General features: G+C 33.7%; 16 protein-coding genes. 9 read left to right on the forward strand and 7 right to left on the reverse strand.

The genetic code is table 11. The annotated features are described in order from the left end of the window. Window positions 1–126: 126 nt before the first annotated feature. Window positions 127–3,138, reverse strand: a complete 3,012-nt coding sequence (locus Q0857_RS01580) for a leucine--tRNA ligase (protein WP_298531150.1) — start codon at window positions 3,136–3,138, stop codon at window positions 127–129. Between the two features lie 221 nt (window positions 3,139–3,359). Here Q0857_RS01580 and Q0857_RS01585 point away from each other — a divergent pair, with 221 nt between their 5' ends. The 3 genes from Q0857_RS01585 to Q0857_RS01595 all read left to right on the forward strand — a co-directional run bounded on the left by Q0857_RS01585 (window position 3,360) and on the right by Q0857_RS01595 (window position 4,901). Next, entirely contained in the window at window positions 3,360–4,238 is an 879-nt protein-coding gene (locus tag Q0857_RS01585) for an ABC transporter permease (RefSeq protein WP_298531153.1), read from the forward strand. A gap of 61 nt (window positions 4,239–4,299) precedes the next feature. Then, window positions 4,300–4,638: a hypothetical protein gene (locus Q0857_RS01590; RefSeq protein ID WP_298531156.1), complete on the forward strand. Its 339-nt coding sequence runs from the start codon at window positions 4,300–4,302 to the stop codon at window positions 4,636–4,638. A gap of 2 nt (window positions 4,639–4,640) precedes the next feature. Then, window positions 4,641–4,901 (forward strand): DUF3098 domain-containing protein, encoded by a 261-nt coding sequence (locus Q0857_RS01595; RefSeq protein ID WP_298531159.1) that lies wholly within the window; start codon window positions 4,641–4,643, stop codon window positions 4,899–4,901. Here Q0857_RS01595 and Q0857_RS01600 read toward each other — a convergent pair. After that, window positions 4,896–5,867, reverse strand: a complete 972-nt coding sequence (locus tag Q0857_RS01600) for a type I phosphomannose isomerase catalytic subunit (protein ID WP_298531162.1) — start codon at window positions 5,865–5,867, stop codon at window positions 4,896–4,898. The genes Q0857_RS01595 and Q0857_RS01600 overlap by 6 nt on opposite strands. A gap of 28 nt (window positions 5,868–5,895) precedes the next feature. Then, window positions 5,896–7,026 carry a glycerate kinase gene (locus tag Q0857_RS01605; RefSeq protein WP_298531164.1) on the reverse strand — a complete coding sequence of 377 codons (1,131 nt, stop codon included), beginning with the start codon at window positions 7,024–7,026 and terminating at the stop codon, window positions 5,896–5,898. 85 nt (window positions 7,027–7,111) lie between these two features. On the opposite strand from Q0857_RS01605, the gene Q0857_RS01610 reads away from it, so the two are divergent. The 3 genes from Q0857_RS01610 to Q0857_RS01620 are packed head-to-tail and all read left to right on the forward strand — an operon-like array spanning window position 7,112 to window position 9,369. Continuing rightward, the gene (locus Q0857_RS01610) at window positions 7,112–7,906 is read left to right on the forward strand and encodes an undecaprenyl-diphosphate phosphatase (protein WP_298531167.1); all 795 of its coding nucleotides are present in this window, start codon (window positions 7,112–7,114) and stop codon (window positions 7,904–7,906) included. Between the two features lies 1 nt (window position 7,907). Continuing rightward, on the forward strand, window positions 7,908–8,600 hold the full coding sequence (gene truB / locus Q0857_RS01615) for a tRNA pseudouridine(55) synthase TruB (RefSeq protein WP_298531170.1): 693 nt from the start codon (window positions 7,908–7,910) through the stop codon (window positions 8,598–8,600). A gap of 52 nt (window positions 8,601–8,652) precedes the next feature. Continuing rightward, window positions 8,653–9,369 carry a hypothetical protein gene (locus Q0857_RS01620; RefSeq protein WP_298531173.1) on the forward strand — a complete coding sequence of 239 codons (717 nt, stop codon included), beginning with the start codon at window positions 8,653–8,655 and terminating at the stop codon, window positions 9,367–9,369. Here the strand turns inward: Q0857_RS01620 and Q0857_RS01625 are convergent. Both Q0857_RS01625 and Q0857_RS01630 read right to left on the reverse strand, forming a co-directional pair. Then, window positions 9,353–9,970: a thioredoxin family protein gene (locus tag Q0857_RS01625; protein ID WP_298531175.1), complete on the reverse strand. Its 618-nt coding sequence runs from the start codon at window positions 9,968–9,970 to the stop codon at window positions 9,353–9,355. The genes Q0857_RS01620 and Q0857_RS01625 overlap by 17 nt on opposite strands. Window positions 9,971–10,168: 198 nt before the next feature. Then, complete coding sequence (locus tag Q0857_RS01630; protein ID WP_298531177.1) at window positions 10,169–10,789, reverse strand: thioredoxin family protein; 621 nt, start codon at window positions 10,787–10,789, stop codon at window positions 10,169–10,171. Between the two features lie 258 nt (window positions 10,790–11,047). Between Q0857_RS01630 and Q0857_RS01635 the strand changes: the two genes are divergently transcribed. Both Q0857_RS01635 and Q0857_RS01640 read left to right on the forward strand, forming a co-directional pair. Then, window positions 11,048–13,579 (forward strand): PQQ-dependent sugar dehydrogenase, encoded by a 2,532-nt coding sequence (locus Q0857_RS01635; protein WP_298531180.1) that lies wholly within the window; start codon window positions 11,048–11,050, stop codon window positions 13,577–13,579. Then, entirely contained in the window at window positions 13,576–14,145 is a 570-nt protein-coding gene (locus Q0857_RS01640) for a DNA-3-methyladenine glycosylase I (RefSeq protein ID WP_298531182.1), read from the forward strand. Before Q0857_RS01635 ends, Q0857_RS01640 begins: the two co-directional genes overlap by 4 nt. Before the next feature lie 546 nt (window positions 14,146–14,691). Here the strand turns inward: Q0857_RS01640 and Q0857_RS01645 are convergent. Further along, entirely contained in the window at window positions 14,692–15,516 is an 825-nt protein-coding gene (locus Q0857_RS01645; RefSeq protein WP_298531185.1) for a copper resistance protein NlpE N-terminal domain-containing protein, read from the reverse strand. Between the two features lie 118 nt (window positions 15,517–15,634). On the opposite strand from Q0857_RS01645, the gene Q0857_RS01650 reads away from it, so the two are divergent. Beyond that, window positions 15,635–15,919: a hypothetical protein gene (locus tag Q0857_RS01650; protein ID WP_298531188.1), complete on the forward strand. Its 285-nt coding sequence runs from the start codon at window positions 15,635–15,637 to the stop codon at window positions 15,917–15,919. Window positions 15,920–15,963: 44 nt separating this feature from the next. On the opposite strand, the gene Q0857_RS01655 is transcribed toward Q0857_RS01650, so the two are convergent. After that, complete coding sequence (locus tag Q0857_RS01655; RefSeq protein ID WP_298531191.1) at window positions 15,964–16,626, reverse strand: DUF4377 domain-containing protein; 663 nt, start codon at window positions 16,624–16,626, stop codon at window positions 15,964–15,966. Between the last annotated feature and the right edge of the window lie 22 nt (window positions 16,627–16,648).

Here is a 16,648-nt window from a genome sequence, read left to right on the forward strand (position 1 = left end):
TTAGGAAATAAGAAATCACATAAACAAATTCATTATAAATAATGCGATGTCTCAATCGAACCTCATATCGACATGACTAAAAACAATCTTTCTGTCATTACTGCGAAAGCTGGATTAACAAAAACCTTACCCAACAATATTAACAATCTTTCCAGGTACCACAATCACCTTTTTAGGTGTTCTACCTGCTAATTGCTCTTGTGTTTTTTCGTTTCCTAAAACCGCTTCTTCAATAGCATCTTTACTCATATCTAAAGGTAACTCCATCGTAAAACGCATTTTACCATTAAATGAAATTGGGTAGTTCTTACTACTCTCTACTAAATGACTCGCATCAAATTCTGGAAACTCCGCTGTTGAAATAGATTCACTATGACCTAACTGATTCCATAATTCTTCGGCAATATGGGGTGCATATGGAGAAATTAAAACTAGTAATGGTTCTAAAACAGCTTTGCTTGTACACTTTTGTGAGGTTAACTCATTAGCTGCAATCATAAAAGTAGATACTGATGTATTGAATGAAAAGTTCTCAATATCTTCCTGAACCTTCTTAATGGTTTTGTGTAGTGTTTTTAAATTATCTTTTGTTGGCGCTACATCTGTAACTTTTAATCCATTATCGTCAGCATATAATTTCCAAAGTTTTTTAAGGAATGAATGTACACCGGTAATACCAGCCGTATTCCAAGGTTTGTATTGTTCCAATGGACCTAAAAACATTTCATACAAACGTAAACTATCGGCCCCGTAATCTGCCACAATATCGTCTGGGTTTACGACGTTATATTTGGATTTGGACATTTTTTCTACTTCACGTTTAACTTTAAACGTTCCGTCCTCTTCAGTTATAAATTCTGCGTTTTTATATTCTTCTCTCCAGTTTTTAAAAGATTCCGTGTCTAATTCATCGGAAGCATTTACAAAAGAAACATCTGCGTGTAATTTTAAAACATGAATTTGTTCGGGGATGCCAAATCCTGTTTCAAGTCCTAAACTTTCTGTAACTATTTCGGCTAATTCATTCAGGCGATTTTTTATTTGAAAATACAACTTTTCATTTTCGGCTAAAAGAGTATCATTATCAATTTGCTCAGCTGTCGTTTTTGAGACAAAAATATTAGATGTAAATATACCTCTTGTTACTTCTTTCTCAGATTTATTAGATTGATTTTTACCAATCATAGGTTCAAAAAACACTCTATAAACAAAAGCACTAGTCCCCAAAATCATCCCTTGATTAATCAGCTTTTTAGCATATTCATCAACAGGTACAACACCTTTATCGAACAAGAATTTTTGCCAAAAACGAGAGTATAACAAATGCCCTGTGGCATGCTCACTTCCGCCAATGTACAAATCAACGTCCTTCCAATAATCCATAGCTTCTTTTGAAGCGATTTCATTTTGGTTATCCGGATCCATATAACGCATAAAATAGTATGAACTTCCTGCCCAACCAGGCATAGTATTCAACTCTAAAGGATGAATCGTTTTATTATCAATCAAATCATTTGAAACAACTTCATTCTTTTCGGTGTCCCAAGCCCAAACGGTAGCGTTTCCTAATGGCGGCTCACCTGTTTCGGTTGGCAAATATTTTTCAACTTCTGGGAGTTTAATTGGTAAATGAGCTGCATCAATCATTTGTGGTAAACCATTCACATAATACACCGGAAATGGTTCTCCCCAATAACGCTGACGTGAAAATACCGCATCACGCAAGCGGTAGTTCGTTTTGCCCTCACCTTGTCCCATTTGCTCTAACTCATAAATAGCACGTTTGGTTGCTTTTTTGTAATTCAACCCGTTAAGGAAATCACTATTTCCAATAACCGTTTTTGCTTTATCTGAAAAGGCTTCTTCCGAAATATCTACACCTTCAAAAATATTAGGGATTGGAATATTAAAGTGCTTTGCAAACGCATAATCGCGCTCGTCTCCACATGGTACCGACATAACCGCTCCCGTACCGTAACCTGCCAACACATAATCGCCAATCCAAATCGGGATTAGTTTTTCTGTAAAAGGATGAATAGCATAAGCTCCAGTAAAGGCTCCTGAAATGGTTTTTACATCTGCCATTCTATCGCGTTCACTACGCTTTGCAGTGGCTTCAATATATGCATCAACCTCTGCTTTTTGCTCAGGAGTTGTTATTTGCGATACCAATTCATGTTCTGGTGCTAGGGTCATAAACGACACACCAAAAATAGTATCTGGGCGGGTTGTAAACACATCAATAACCGCATCGTAATCATTCACCTTAAAAGATACTGACGCACCTACCGATTTTCCAATCCAGTTACGCTGACTTTCTTTTAATGAATCGGTCCAATCTATTTTATCTAACCCCTGTAGTAAACGTTCGGCATAAGCCGAAATACGCATACTCCACTGAGTCATTTTTTTACGAATTACAGGATGACCTCCACGTTCTGAAACCCCGTTCACAATTTCATCGTTAGCCAAAACCGTTCCTAAAGCAGGACACCAGTTTACTTCGGTTTCCGCTAAATATGTCAGTCTGTATTGTAATAATATTTGTTGTTGCTTTTCTGAAGAAAATCCGTTCCAATCTTCAGCAGAAAATGATTCTATGTTTTCATCACAAACCGCATTTACTTTAGTATTCCCCGCAGAAGCAAAAATCGCTTCTAATTCAGATATATCTACCGCTTTATCTTCATCAATATCATACCATGAATTGAACAATTGAATAAAAATCCACTGCGTCCATTTATAATAGGCAGAATCAGACGTTCTTACCTCCCGAGACCAATCAAAAGAAAATCCAATTTGATCTAATTGACGACGGTAAGTTTTAATATTCTCAGCCGTTGTAATAGCAGGGTGCTGACCTGTTTGAATAGCATACTGCTCTGCAGGTAATCCAAATGAATCATACCCTTGCGGATGAAGCACATTAAACCCTTTATGACGTTTATAGCGCGCATAAATATCACTAGCAATATAGCCTAACGGATGTCCAACATGTAAACCCGCACCACTAGGATAAGGAAACATATCCAAAACATAATATTTTGGCTTCTCACTAGTATTCTCTGCTTTAAAAGTTTGGTTTTCTGCCCAATACTTTTGCCATTTGGCCTCAATTTCGTTGAAATTGTAATTCATTACTTCGGTCTTTAAAATCTATAATGTCATTGCTAAAGAGTCACAACTAAGGCATTTTTTTAAATATTCATTTAAAATTAAACAGATTCCTGCGCTTTACCCAGAATGACAAATTCGGTGGCAAATTTAAACTTATTATAACACTATTAAAAGTTTAAACGTTGTTATACTGTGTGAAACACTAATCTTTATTATTTTTACCTCATTAATCCAATTATTTTATGAGTTCATCATTTGAAAAACACCAAAAGCGCAAGCTTATTTCTTCTTACTTTTCAGTAGTTTTAAGTATTGCCTTAGTATTGTTTTTATTAGGATTATTGGGCATGCTTATATTGAATGCACAGAAAGTGTCGGACCATTTTAAAGAACAAGTGGTTGTTACTATTTATTTAAAAGACTCTGCCAAGGAAGTAGAAACCAAACAACTTGAAAAAAGTTTAGCTATGGCAGATTATGTAAAGTCTACTGAATATGTTTCAAAAGAACAGGCCGCGGAAATAATGAAAGTAGAAAATGGTGAAGATTTTATGGACTTTGTGGGTTACAACCCTTTGCAGAATTCTATAGACGTTCATCTCAAAGCAGAATATGTAACCTCTGAACACCTGGAAAGCATTTCTACTGACGCTTTAAATAAAGATTTTGTTGAAGAAGTTACCTATGATAATGACTTGGTTAACCTGATGAATGACAACGTAAAAAAAATTAGTTTTTGGGTTCTTGTTATCAGTGGTATTTTTACATTAATTGCAGTGCTGCTAATTAATAGTTCTATTCGTTTGGCCGTATATTCAAAACGATTTACCATAAAAACCATGCAAATGGTTGGGGCTACCAAACGATTTATTAGGCGACCATTTATATGGAAAAGTGTAAAGCTTGGTATTATTGGTGCGGTTTTGGCATTAATTGGCATGGCCATTGTACTTTATTATTTAAACGAATCCTTTACCGAATTAGAACTACTAAGCAACCCTATTCTGGTAAGTTTACTATTTGTTATTGTATTTGGTTTAGGAATTATTATTACCTGGATAAGCACTCATTTTGCTACACAACGCTTCTTGAATTTAAAAACTGATGAGTTGTATTATTAGATACTAAATTGATTTATTTTTCGTTTATTTCATTAACTCATCCAGTCAGGCATTTATAATCATGAAAAAGTTTGCCGTTTTTTCTTTATTAGTTTTATTATCGTTAAACTCTTGCATAATAAAAGATCCAAAACCTGAACAATGTATTGTTCAAACAAAAAAAATAACAACTATTAACCAAGGAGCTTCTTTTGATATTATATTTAGTGATTCTCAGGGCGACCTTTACTATATTAATAGAGGTTTAGAACGTGGATTAAATTTAGACTCTCTTAACACAAAAGTTTTAAATAAAACTGTTACTTTGCACCTAGCTAAAGTTTTTGGAGGTTTGGCAACTTCTGAACATATCGCGCAATTATCAGTTGAAAATAAGATTATTTTCACGGAATTTAAATAATCATGGGAGAAAAAAAACGTAAAGAAGCAGCAAAACCAACCTTTGTGTTTGGCAAGAAAAACTACAAATTTATGTTTATTGGATTAGCAGTTATTGCTTTAGGTTTTGTACTAATGTCTGGTGGCGGAAGTGACGACCCTAATGTTTTTAATCCAGAGATATTTAGTTGGAGGCGTATTCGTTTAGCACCAACCTTAGTCTTAATTGGTTTTGGAATTCAGATTTATGCTATTCTCTTAAATCCTGATAAAAAGTCATCATAGATAAACTTCAAGCAATTTCGCTTTAGTCCCAATTAGCTTTAGTTTATTTAAAGCTGCTGGAATAACAATAGTTTCGCCCATTTGAAGACTATATTGATTATTATGATATTCCACCTTTAAACTTCCCTCAACACACATATAAATAACAAAGCTGTCAATTTTGGAATAATCTTTACTTATTTCATTAGAAACACTAATAATATTTGTTTTAAAATATGGAGAGTAAACCAACTTATTTGAAACATTCTCTTCTAAATCATATGCCGTTCTGTAATTCTCAAAATGATTAAAATCGATAGCATCCATAGCTAAATCGGTATGAAGTTCTCTTTTTTCTCCTGTTTTAACGTCTACTCTATCATAATCATAAATTCGATAGGTAATATTCGAAGTTTGCTGAATTTCCGCCAATAAAACCCCCGTTCCTATGGCATGCACTCTCCCTGTTGGAATGTAAAATGTATCTCCTTTGGCTACCTTTTCAATATTTAAAATCTCATTAAGTGTGGCATCCTTAAGATGCTTAATATAACTTTCCTTTTCAATGGTTTGATTAAACCCTACAATTAATTCGGCATCATCTTCAGCTTGCATAACATACCACATCTCATTTTTACCAAATGAATTATGTCTTTCCTTGGCCAATTCATTACTTGGGTGTACCTGAATAGACAGTGGTGTTTTAGCATCGATAAACTTTATCAATAAAGGAAAGTCTTCACCAAAGTTTTTATAGACATCATGACCTACAAACTCTCCTTTAAACTCTTTTATTAAGTCTTTTAAAGATTTTCCCTGTAAAGCACCACTACTCACAAGGGTTTCGTTATTCTCAACATCAGAAACCTCCCAAGACTCCCCAATACATTCTTGACTGTAATCTTTATTTAAAATCTCTTTTAGCTTATTGCCACCCCAAATACGATAACTATAAACAGGATTGAACTTTAAAGGATATAGTTTCATAATTATATTCTAATAATTTTATGTAAGATTATTGTTTTAAAACTTCACTAGCAAATTTTTTAGCTATTTGCTCAACATAGCTTCCTCCATGAACCATGGCATCCTCTAAATTTTTCGCATAATGCATTACAGCATCACCATAACTTATATCAAAATCTTTGGGATTAAAACCTTCTAAATCTATAGCTCCACAGAATGCAGCTACTTTAATTTTATTCGCTTTCGCGGAAGACATTACACCTTTAATTGTTTTTCCAGACATAGTTTGAGTATCTAATTTCCCCTCACCTGTAATAATCCAATCTGCTCCTTTAATTAGATTATCAAAATCGGCTAAGTTTTTTATAAGCTGAATCCCTGGTTCCAAATTACCTTTCAAAAATACTTTAGAAGCAATACCCATTCCTCCAGCCGCACCAGCTCCTTTAACCGACTGGGCATCTACATTAAAAACCCCACAAATTATTTTGGACATCGATTCTAATCCTTTATCAAGTATTTCAATATCTTTTTTTGAAGCCCCTTTTTGTTCGGCATAAACATATGCTGCCCCATTTTTTCCATATAAAGGATTAATAACATCACAAGCTATTTTGAATTCTACATCATTTAACATAGGATTTACATTAGTTACATCTAAGGACCTAACCTCAGATAAATTAGCCCCAATAGGTTTTACATCTAGATTATCTTTATCTAAAAACCGATACCCTAAGGCAGTCGCCATACCTATACCACAATCGTTAGTTGCACTACCTCCAATACCTAAAATAATTTTTGAAGCGCCTTTTGTAATAGCATCTACAATCATTTCACCTGTCCCTAAAGTTGTTGCATTTTTACAATCAAATTCATGGGGATCTAACAACTTAACACCTGAAGCTTCGGCCATTTCAATGAATGCTGTTTTTGTGTCTTCGGAATATAAATAAGAAGCTTGAATCGGCTCAAAAAAAGGATTACTTACAACTACATTAATAACCTCTCCTTTTAAATAGTAATTTACCACTTCAATAGTTCCATCTCCTCCATCAGCTAAAGGGAGTTTTACGATGTTAACATCAGGCCGTATTTGATTTATACCTGCTTCAACAGCAATGCAAAATTCTAATCCTGTTATAGAGTTTTTAAACTTATCTGGTGCGAGTACTATTTTCATATATTCATTTAGCGATAATCTAAAATTACATTTTATTATTTTGTCGATACGACCTATTCTATAAGTATTTTAATATTTTTGCGCCATGGAAATTATAGACGCAATTATTTTAGGAATTATTCAAGGCCTTACAGAATTCTTACCGGTATCATCCAGCGGACATTTAGAATTAGGAAAAGCTATTCTTGGAGACAACTCTGTTCCAGAAGAAAGCTTACTTTTTACCGTTGTTCTTCATTTTGCTACGGCTTTGAGCACTATTGTTGTATTCCGAAAAGATATACTTGACCTTATAAAAGGAGCTCTTAAATTTGAATGGAATGATGACTTACAATTTATTTCAAAAATTGCAATATCCATGATTCCTGCTGTTATTGTTGGTTTATTTTTTGAAGAACAACTAGAAGCTCTTTTTGGAGGTAATATTATTTTAGTAGGCTTTATGCTTTTAGTAACTGCAGCTCTATTATTTTTTGCAGATAAGGCTAAAGACACAGATAAAAAAGTATCTTTTAAAAATGCTTTTGTTATTGGTATTTCGCAAGCTATTGCTATGCTTCCAGGCATTTCACGCTCAGGAGCTACCATATCCACATCTGTATTACTTGGGAATGACAAAACCAAAGCTGCACGTTTTTCGTTTTTAATGGTTGTACCTTTAATTTTTGGAAAAATTGCTAAAGATATTCTAAGTGGTGATTTATCATACGATAGCGGAAACATAACCGCGCTTTCCATTGGTTTTGTTGCTGCCTTTGTTGCTGGTTTGTTCGCTTGCACTTGGATGATCTCATTAGTAAAGAAAAGTAAACTCACTTACTTTGCTATTTACTGTGCTATTGTTGGCTTAATTGCCATTGCTTTTTCATTATTTTATTAATATGAAAACTTTAGAAGACTATCTTGCAGGACAAGTACTTTTGATTGACAAACCTTTAAACTGGACTTCCTTTCAGGTGGTTAACAAACTACGCTGGGAAATACGTCAAGCTTTTAACATTAAAAAAATTAAAGTAGGACATGCAGGCACATTAGATCCCTTAGCAACAGGATTATTAGTTATTTGCACAGGCAAAATGACCAAACAAATTGATACGTTTCAAGGTCAGATCAAAGAATACACAGGAACCATTACTGTTGGCAGTTCTACTCCTTCTTTCGATCTAGAAACCGAAATTAATGAAACTTTCCAGACAGATCATATTACTGAAAATTTAATTCATAAAACAGCACAACAATTTATTGGAGAAATCCAACAATATCCTCCCGTTTTTTCAGCCCTGAAAAAAGATGGTAAACGATTGTATGAATTTGCTAGAGCAGGAGAAAAAGTTGAAATCAAACCTAGAACTATTCATATTTCTGAATTTGAAATCACAGCAATTAATGGATTAAAAGTCTATTTTAGAGTCGTATGTAGTAAAGGAACTTATATTCGTTCATTGGCTAATGATTTTGGAAAAGCATTAAACTCGGGCGCTCATTTATCTGCTCTTAAAAGAACCAAAATAGGTGCCTTCAATATAAAGAACGCCTTGTCTGTAGAAACCTTTATTGACAGCCTAAAGAACTAATTTATCTTATTTTACGTATATTTCGTATAACTATACGTTTAATTAAAACGATTTGCGCCTAACAGATCAACATAAAGCCCTACTTATTACATTCCTTATTTCAGGAACTGTAATCTTATCTGTTTTCAACTTAAGTTTGATACAAAAAGATGATATAAGCTCGGAGAGCTATTATGAAATGGAACCAGAAAAGGAACTCACAGAAGAAGATGTTAAATTACTTGAAGCTCTAGAAAAGCTAAACAATTCAAAGGCTGAAACCAATAAAGCGTTTAATGAAAGTCAAGAAGAACAACATTTTGCACAGGCCTTTAAAAAGATTGCTCCACCTGAAGATTATGTTCCTCCCACTAGCACTAGTGGTTCTGAAAACTCCAGTATCCCTAATAAGAAGTTTGACTCTACTGAATCTAAATTAAACGAAGAAGAGTTATCAAAGTTTAGTAAGGTTAATGAATTATTAAAAGAAAAACGCTCGGAAAACAACAATGCAAGAAGCTCAATTAGCTTTTCATTAAAAAATAGAAAAAAAATCTACCTACCCATTCCTGTTTACCTTTGTGAAGTAAATGGTAAAATTGTAGTAAATATTGAGGTAAATTCTAGAGGAGATGTTACAAACACATACATAAACTCGGCATCAACATCTAATAACGAATGTTTAATCGAACGTGCTTTGGAGTATGCCAAACAATCTCAATTTAGCCCTGATTATTCAAAAGAAGAACAATTAGGCACCATCACCTTCCTTTTTATTGGTAAACGCTAGGTTCTAACAGACTCAAAAACTGGGTAACATCTTCAATTACATTTTGCCCTTTGTCTCCATTATACCAATGCTGTAAATCTGCTTTAAAATCTGGTGTTAAAGCGCCATGTCTTGCTTTAAATCGCTTTACATAATTTGTAGCCTCAGTAGGCCTAGGACCATACGTATGAATAACTTCACCTGTTTCATCATCAATACAAATAACTTTAGGAACCGACCTATTACCATTGGTCAAAAAATCATCCATTAATTCCGGACTCACATCTCGTAAAACCAATCTTAAAGTAATATTTGTATTTAAAACTGCAATCTTATTCAATACTGGAATAACATGTGCCGCATCGCCACACCAACTTTCTGTAATAACCAACCAAGTTATTTTATGTTGAAACTCAGCAATTCTTTTCAAAGCGGCCTTTGACACTTTAACGGTTTTATCCCAGCGCTTCATGCGCTTATCGTTAAGCTTAGTGTAATGTGCATAGGTTTTAGTTTTCTCCAATCCAGTATTAGAATTGTCTTCCGCCAATTGTTTTACCAAAGCTCTATAAGATTGATAAGACATGCTTCGTTCTAGGCTTGATTTTATTGTGGCATTCATAATCTTAAAATTTACTAATGGAAGAAAATCCAACAAAGCAAATTTAATTCGCTAGTATTTCTTTTAAGATGATTTTTGTCATACTTTCAATCTTTCCTAAGGATTCCCTAATTTTTCTCCTAGAAAATCAAAAATATTTGCATTTTTAAAAAGCATAAAAAGATAAAAAAAGCGTCAAACTTAAGTTTGACGCTTTTTTTAAACACACATACCTGGTTCAAATTGACATAGCTTTTGAGTGATATCCTCAATAATATTCTGTCCCTTGTTTTTATTATACCAAAACTGAAGTTCTTCTTTGAATTCGGGAGTTAACTTTCCATGTTTAACTTTATAGTCATTCACCATATTTGTTGCTTCGCTGGGTCTCGGCCCAAACGTATTTACAACTTCACCAGTCTCATCATCAATCATTAATAATTTTGGAATTGCTCTTCCTCCATTGGTAAGGTACATATCCATTAATTGACTATTTTCATCGCGAAGCACAATTCTTAAGTTTATATTCTCATTGAGTTCTGCTAGCTTGTTTATTACTGGCACAACATGGGCAGCATCCCCACACCAACTCTCCGTAATGACTAGCCAAGTCATTTTATGACTAAAATCCGATACTAATGCCTGAACCTGCTCAGATGTTTTTATAGTTTTATCCCATCGCTTCATACGACGCTGATTTAGCTTTGTATAGCCAATTAAGGCTTCTGTTTGTTCTGGCCCTGTTGTTCCTTCTGTTTCGGCCAACCTATTTATCAAATCGTAATACATTTGATAAGACATACTTTTTTCTAAACCTTCTTTTATAACTGGATGTTGCATTTGTTACTTTTTATTGGAGCAAAAGCTCGATTTTTTTTATTCTTTGTCCGTAAAGTGTATATTTCCTTACTTCGATACTACAAAATAACAACAGCTTGATTTAATAGAACGTAACAATTGTTTCACAAAACCCTCTAAATGAATTTAAGGATTTACAGTTATTGTTAGGGCTCTATTAATACAAACTCAACAAAGCTTTAATTTTTTGAAAAAATGCTATTATTATTGTATTTTTCAAATCCTTCTTAAAAACTTAACATGAATCATATAAGCCGCTTTTCTTCTTTCATAATTTTACTCTTCCCTTTTTTATTATGCGCTCAAATCACCTATGAATCTGCTTTTCCAAATATAGGGTTTCATTTTCCAGTTGAAATTCAGTCTCCATTAGATGGCACCGACCGTATGTTTGTTTTAGAACAATCTGGCCAGATAAAAGTATTCCCCAGAAGCGAAAACGTAACACCTGCTGAGGTAGACACCTTTTTAGACATTTCAGACCGAATATACTTTATTACAGGTCAAGAGTTAGGCTTACTTGGATTAGCTTTTCATCCTAATTACGCTAATAATGGTTATTTATATGTATACTACACAGCCAATAGCAACGTTCCTGGTGTTAGTGTAAAAATAGTATTGTCTAGATTTACAGTAAACAGTGTCAACCCAAATATTGCGGATAAAAACACTGAACTCATTATTTTTCAATTCGATAAAAACCAATTTAATGGCAATCACAATGGAGGCAAAATAGCATTTGGTCCAGATGGTTATCTATATGCTTCTTTTGGAGATGGTGGTGGTGGTAACGACCCTGCGAGTAATGGACAAAATAAAAATACCGTTTTCGGAAGTATCTGTAGAATTGATATAGACATTGATGGCAGTAATCCTATTGAAACTAACCCAGCTTTACCAAACGGAAACTATGAAATACCTAGTGACAACCCCTTTGTTGGACAAAATGGATTGGATGAAATTTTCGCCTATGGTATTCGGAATACCTGGAAATTTTCCATTGATAAAATTACAAATACTATTTGGGGAGCAGATGTTGGACAAGGTGCTTTTGAAGAAGTAAACATTATTAAAAATGGTAAAAATTACGGATGGAGTCGTTTTGAAGCTGAATCTATCGCCAATAGCAATGTCATAATAAATGAACCAACAGAATTTCCAGTGTTTTTTTATAACCGTTTGCAAGGTGATAGATCTATCACAGGAGGACATGTATATCGAGGGTCGGAAATCACAAGTTTAAATCCTGATATAAATACCAAATATATTTTTGGCGATTATGTTAGCGGCAGAGTTTGGGCATTAAATTATAATGCCACAACAGGAGACTCAAATAGCACTTTACTATTTAAAACAAATGGGCTATTTATTTCTTCCTTTGGCTTAGATCAGAACGGAGAATTGTACTTTAGTGATTATGGCAATAATTCAAAACTCTATAAATTAGTTGATGGCACAACAACCTCATCAGCAAATCAAGTGAATGGAATTGGAGCTTGGAATAATTTACAAGAAGGTATCAATGGTGTAGTCAGAGCCATTGAAACAAGTCCGAACGGAAATGTATATTTCGGAGGAACATTTAATCAAGCTGGTTCGATTAATGCAAATAACCTCGCCGTTTGGAATAAAAGTTCTGGCTGGCAAAATATAGGAGATACAAACGGAGTAATAAATGCTTTAAAAATTGCTCCAAACGGACGTTTATATGCTGCTGGTAATTTCTCAGAAATTGGTGGCATTTCTGCAAATAACATTGCGGTTTGGGATGAAAACTCTTGGGAACCTTTGAGCACTGGAATAAATGGAACGGTAGCCGCTCTGGAAATAGACCATAATGGAAATCTTTACGCAGGAGGAGTTTTTGAAAACATCAATAATATTATTGTCAAAAATATTGCGGTTTGGGATGGAACTTCGTGGTCTGCTTTAACCGATTCTAATAATGCCATTTCCGGAACAAACAATGAAATACGATCGTTGGCTATAGACGAAAATAACATACTATACGTTGGAGGAAACTTTGATGAGGCTGGCGGAAATATGGCTAATAGGATTGCAACATGGAACGGTACCAATTGGGGCACGCTAGGGTCAGGCACAAGTGGTTTTGTTGAAGCTATTACAGCCACATCAGATCATATTTATATAGGGGGGAATTTTGCCATAGCTGGAGGCCAAACGGTTAATAGAATTGCAAAATGGAATAAATCAAATAATAATTGGTCTGCTTTAGGAAACGGTGTTAATAATATTGTAAATAGTTTGATTCATGATGGCTCAAATTTGTATGCTGCTGGAGCTTTTGACAATAGTAATTTAAATGCGGATAATAGTATTGTAGTAAATAATATAGCACGATGGAACGAGAGTGAAGGCTGGAAGGCACTAGGGACTGACACCAATGTAGGGGTAGACATTAAAATTAATGCTATATCTTTTTCTAAAGATAGTGATGGTACAGATAGAATATTTACAGGAGGTAATTTTAATACTGCAGGTATGATAAATGCAAATAGTACCGCACAGTGGCTTTCAGAAAATTTGCTAAGTGTAGATCAAAACTCTGAGAAAACTAGTTTTTATTTTTATCCTAATCCAACAAGTGGCAATGTATTTTTAAATACAAAACATGAATGGACTATTTATAATGTCGTTGGAAAAATTATGAAGCACGGACATAGCAAGACATTTTCTATTTCTAATTTTGCTGCGGGTCTGTATTTCTTAAAAATTGAAAATGGGTCTACCCTAAAACTTATTAAAAAATGATGAATAAAAAACACAGATGCGCTTGGTGCGAAGGAGATGCTTTGTACGAAGCTTATCATGACGAGGAATGGGGTGTTCCTGTATATGATGACGACACTTTGTTTGAATTTTTAATTTTAGAAACTTTTCAGGCAGGCTTAAGTTGGATAACCGTACTTCGAAAACGTGAAAACTTCCGAAAAGCATTTGACAATTTCAATTACAAATTAATTGCCAAATACGAACAAAAAAAAATAGATACACTCTTACAAGACGCAGGTATTATCAGGAATAAACTAAAAGTAAATGCCACAGTTACCAACGCCAAAGCTTTCATAGAAATTCAAAAAGAATTTGGAAGCTTTAGTAAATATATCTGGAAATTTACTGATGGTAAGCCAATAAAAAATGCATTTAAAACAATTAACGACGTTCCTGCAAACACGCCTTTAAGCGATCAAATAAGTAAAGATTTAAAGAAAAGAGGTTTTAAATTTGTAGGCACCACAGTAATTTATGCTCATATGCAGGCTACAGGCATGGTAAATGACCATGAAATGAATTGCTTTAGATATGAAGAAGTATAGTTCTAGTTATTATTTTACCTTCTATCTTTTTGGGTTCTCACAGATTAGAACGAAAAGGAAGAGCGCATTCTAAAACATAGATTCCCTAGAGCTCACATAAATACCTTAACGGTATCACTGATAAGGTGAACTATTAAACCTTATAAAGAAACCTGATGGATGTAAGAAAAGTTATGTAGTCTGTCCCCTTTTAAATACTGTTCATGTACCCGTTGAAAAATTTCGCACAGTCCAATTTCATTGGCAGTGGCAAAACTGGTCTTGATGTAAAATATAGGGTTTCAAAAAAGTACAGCATGGCTTTTTTTATTACGATCTCGATATACACTTTTTAAAAACAAGAACTTTGCTTGTAATCAAAGTCAAATACGTTTTATTCATTTTTCAACATATAATTTTAATTACAATCATAATATTAGTTTAGGAATTAATTAAAGAAACCAAGATTTTTTGCAATTAACTTTACCTAACTGGTTCCTTAAAACAAGATCTTCTATCAATAATTACCATAACTATTGGAATACGTTTTTTCATTAAAAACTATTCTTATTTACCAATAGTAAACTTTGCCAATGGAGCCATTCTCGCTTTATTTAAATGTAAAACACCATTGACCACAGTATAGTTATCTGCTTTTTGAATTACTTCCATAAATTGGGTAGCCACATCCATATTGTCACATGCCATAAGGGTATTCATCATTTGACCAACTTCTATTCGCCCGCCTGACTTAAGGCTATACCCGCCCGAAAACAAATTACAGCTATTATTACCAGACATTCTTGTTTCTTTAGATTCAAACATCACAAACGCAGGTTTTCCATCTTTTGAAGATTTCACTTCTTTCCCCATAAGTTCTGTTAGTACCCATTTTTTGTTTTCTAAATTAGAATCACTTAAATTTTTCATAAGTCTATATTTTACTGCTAGATCGCCTTCTATTTGATTACCTGCTTTGTCTAAATAAATCAATACGTTTTCACCAACTTTATAACTTTGCTTAGCATTTCCTTCATCAATTATGATAACTGCCCCTCCTTCATCCCAAACAAACGCACCATTATCTTTAAAGGAACTATCAGGTTTTTCCAAATATTCCATTATCCTCACATACTTATTCCCCTCCAATAAGGTGATACTGGTTTTAATACCTTCACAGTCAGCACAGGGTATTGTACCCTTATAAACACCCTCCCAATCAAGTGTGTTTTGACTACTATGCCCGTCAATTTTCTGAGACACCGCAACTGACTCATTAGCTTCAGGCGAAATATTTATCGTATCATTCGTTTTCTTGGTTGTATCATCACAACTGAATAATGCGAAAACAAATACTATGGAGCAATACTCTAAAAACTTTACTTTTTTCATTGTTATAAATTATTTAATTTTTACTTTTTTAACAACCACAATACCCCATAAAATCTTTTTTCAAAATGGTACCGTCATCAAATTCCAAAATTAATTTACCGCTTTTGTAAACTAATTCATGATCTTTTTTTCCGATTTGGTAAAATCAATCTTCATCACAAAATCCTTTAAGTCTCCCGATTTAGACCATTTAACCAAACTCCCGTTTATTGAAATCATTTTGAAATCACCCTCTTCATTAACCATACCATATTTTTCAAGATATAAAAATTCTTGGTTTTTATATCCATTTTCATCTAAGGAAAAAGCACAGCTACAACCTACAAATCCGGATGGATATCCTTTTATAACAGATCATGTTTTAGATTCTCTATTAATTTTAGCCCTATCCTTACAGGAGTAGATGGTTACCACAACTAATATAAACAGCACATACCTTTTCATAAATTAGTCGGTCTTTTTAAAAGTCAATAAAACATTTGAGCCTTTAAACAAAGTTAGTATTCCTTTTTCAGTTTTGTATTTATTTGCCTTTCTCAAATTTTCAACAAATTTAAAAGACAACTCTTGATTAGAGCACGCTATTTCTGCGGACACATGACTTCCAAAAACAATCAGTTCCTCTTCAATAACTTCAAGATTTCCATTAAAATTATTACAGCCATCGTTACCCAAGTATTTATTAGAACTCAATAGAACTTCTAGGTATGGCAATCTTTCAAAAGTTTTGGTTACAGGTTTACCTTCAATAGTTTCTAAAACCCAAATGTCGTTTATAGACAACCTTTTATCCAATACCTTATTTATAACATTAATCAAAGTATACTTTAAGGACGACGCATCAGCAACAATTTGATCTTCTGGAATATTCTCAACAGAGACTTCAATGGTATATAAAAATCCTGGTTCATAATCAAAACCTTCTATTTGATTATAAAAATTCGTCCATTGGCTATCCTCGGGTGATTCTTTAACCTGTAAACAAGACATTGGAGCAACTCCCGTGCAAGGTGTTTTAAAACTATTTACAATTAAAGTCTTAGTTTCTTTATCTGTATTAGAAGTACATGATAGTATTAGGCAGGTTAATAGAATTACAAATTGTTTCATGGCATCACTTTTAACTCATTAG

This window comes from uncultured Algibacter sp., from assembly GCF_947495925.1.
GTDB lineage: Bacteria > Bacteroidota > Bacteroidia > Flavobacteriales > Flavobacteriaceae > Algibacter_E.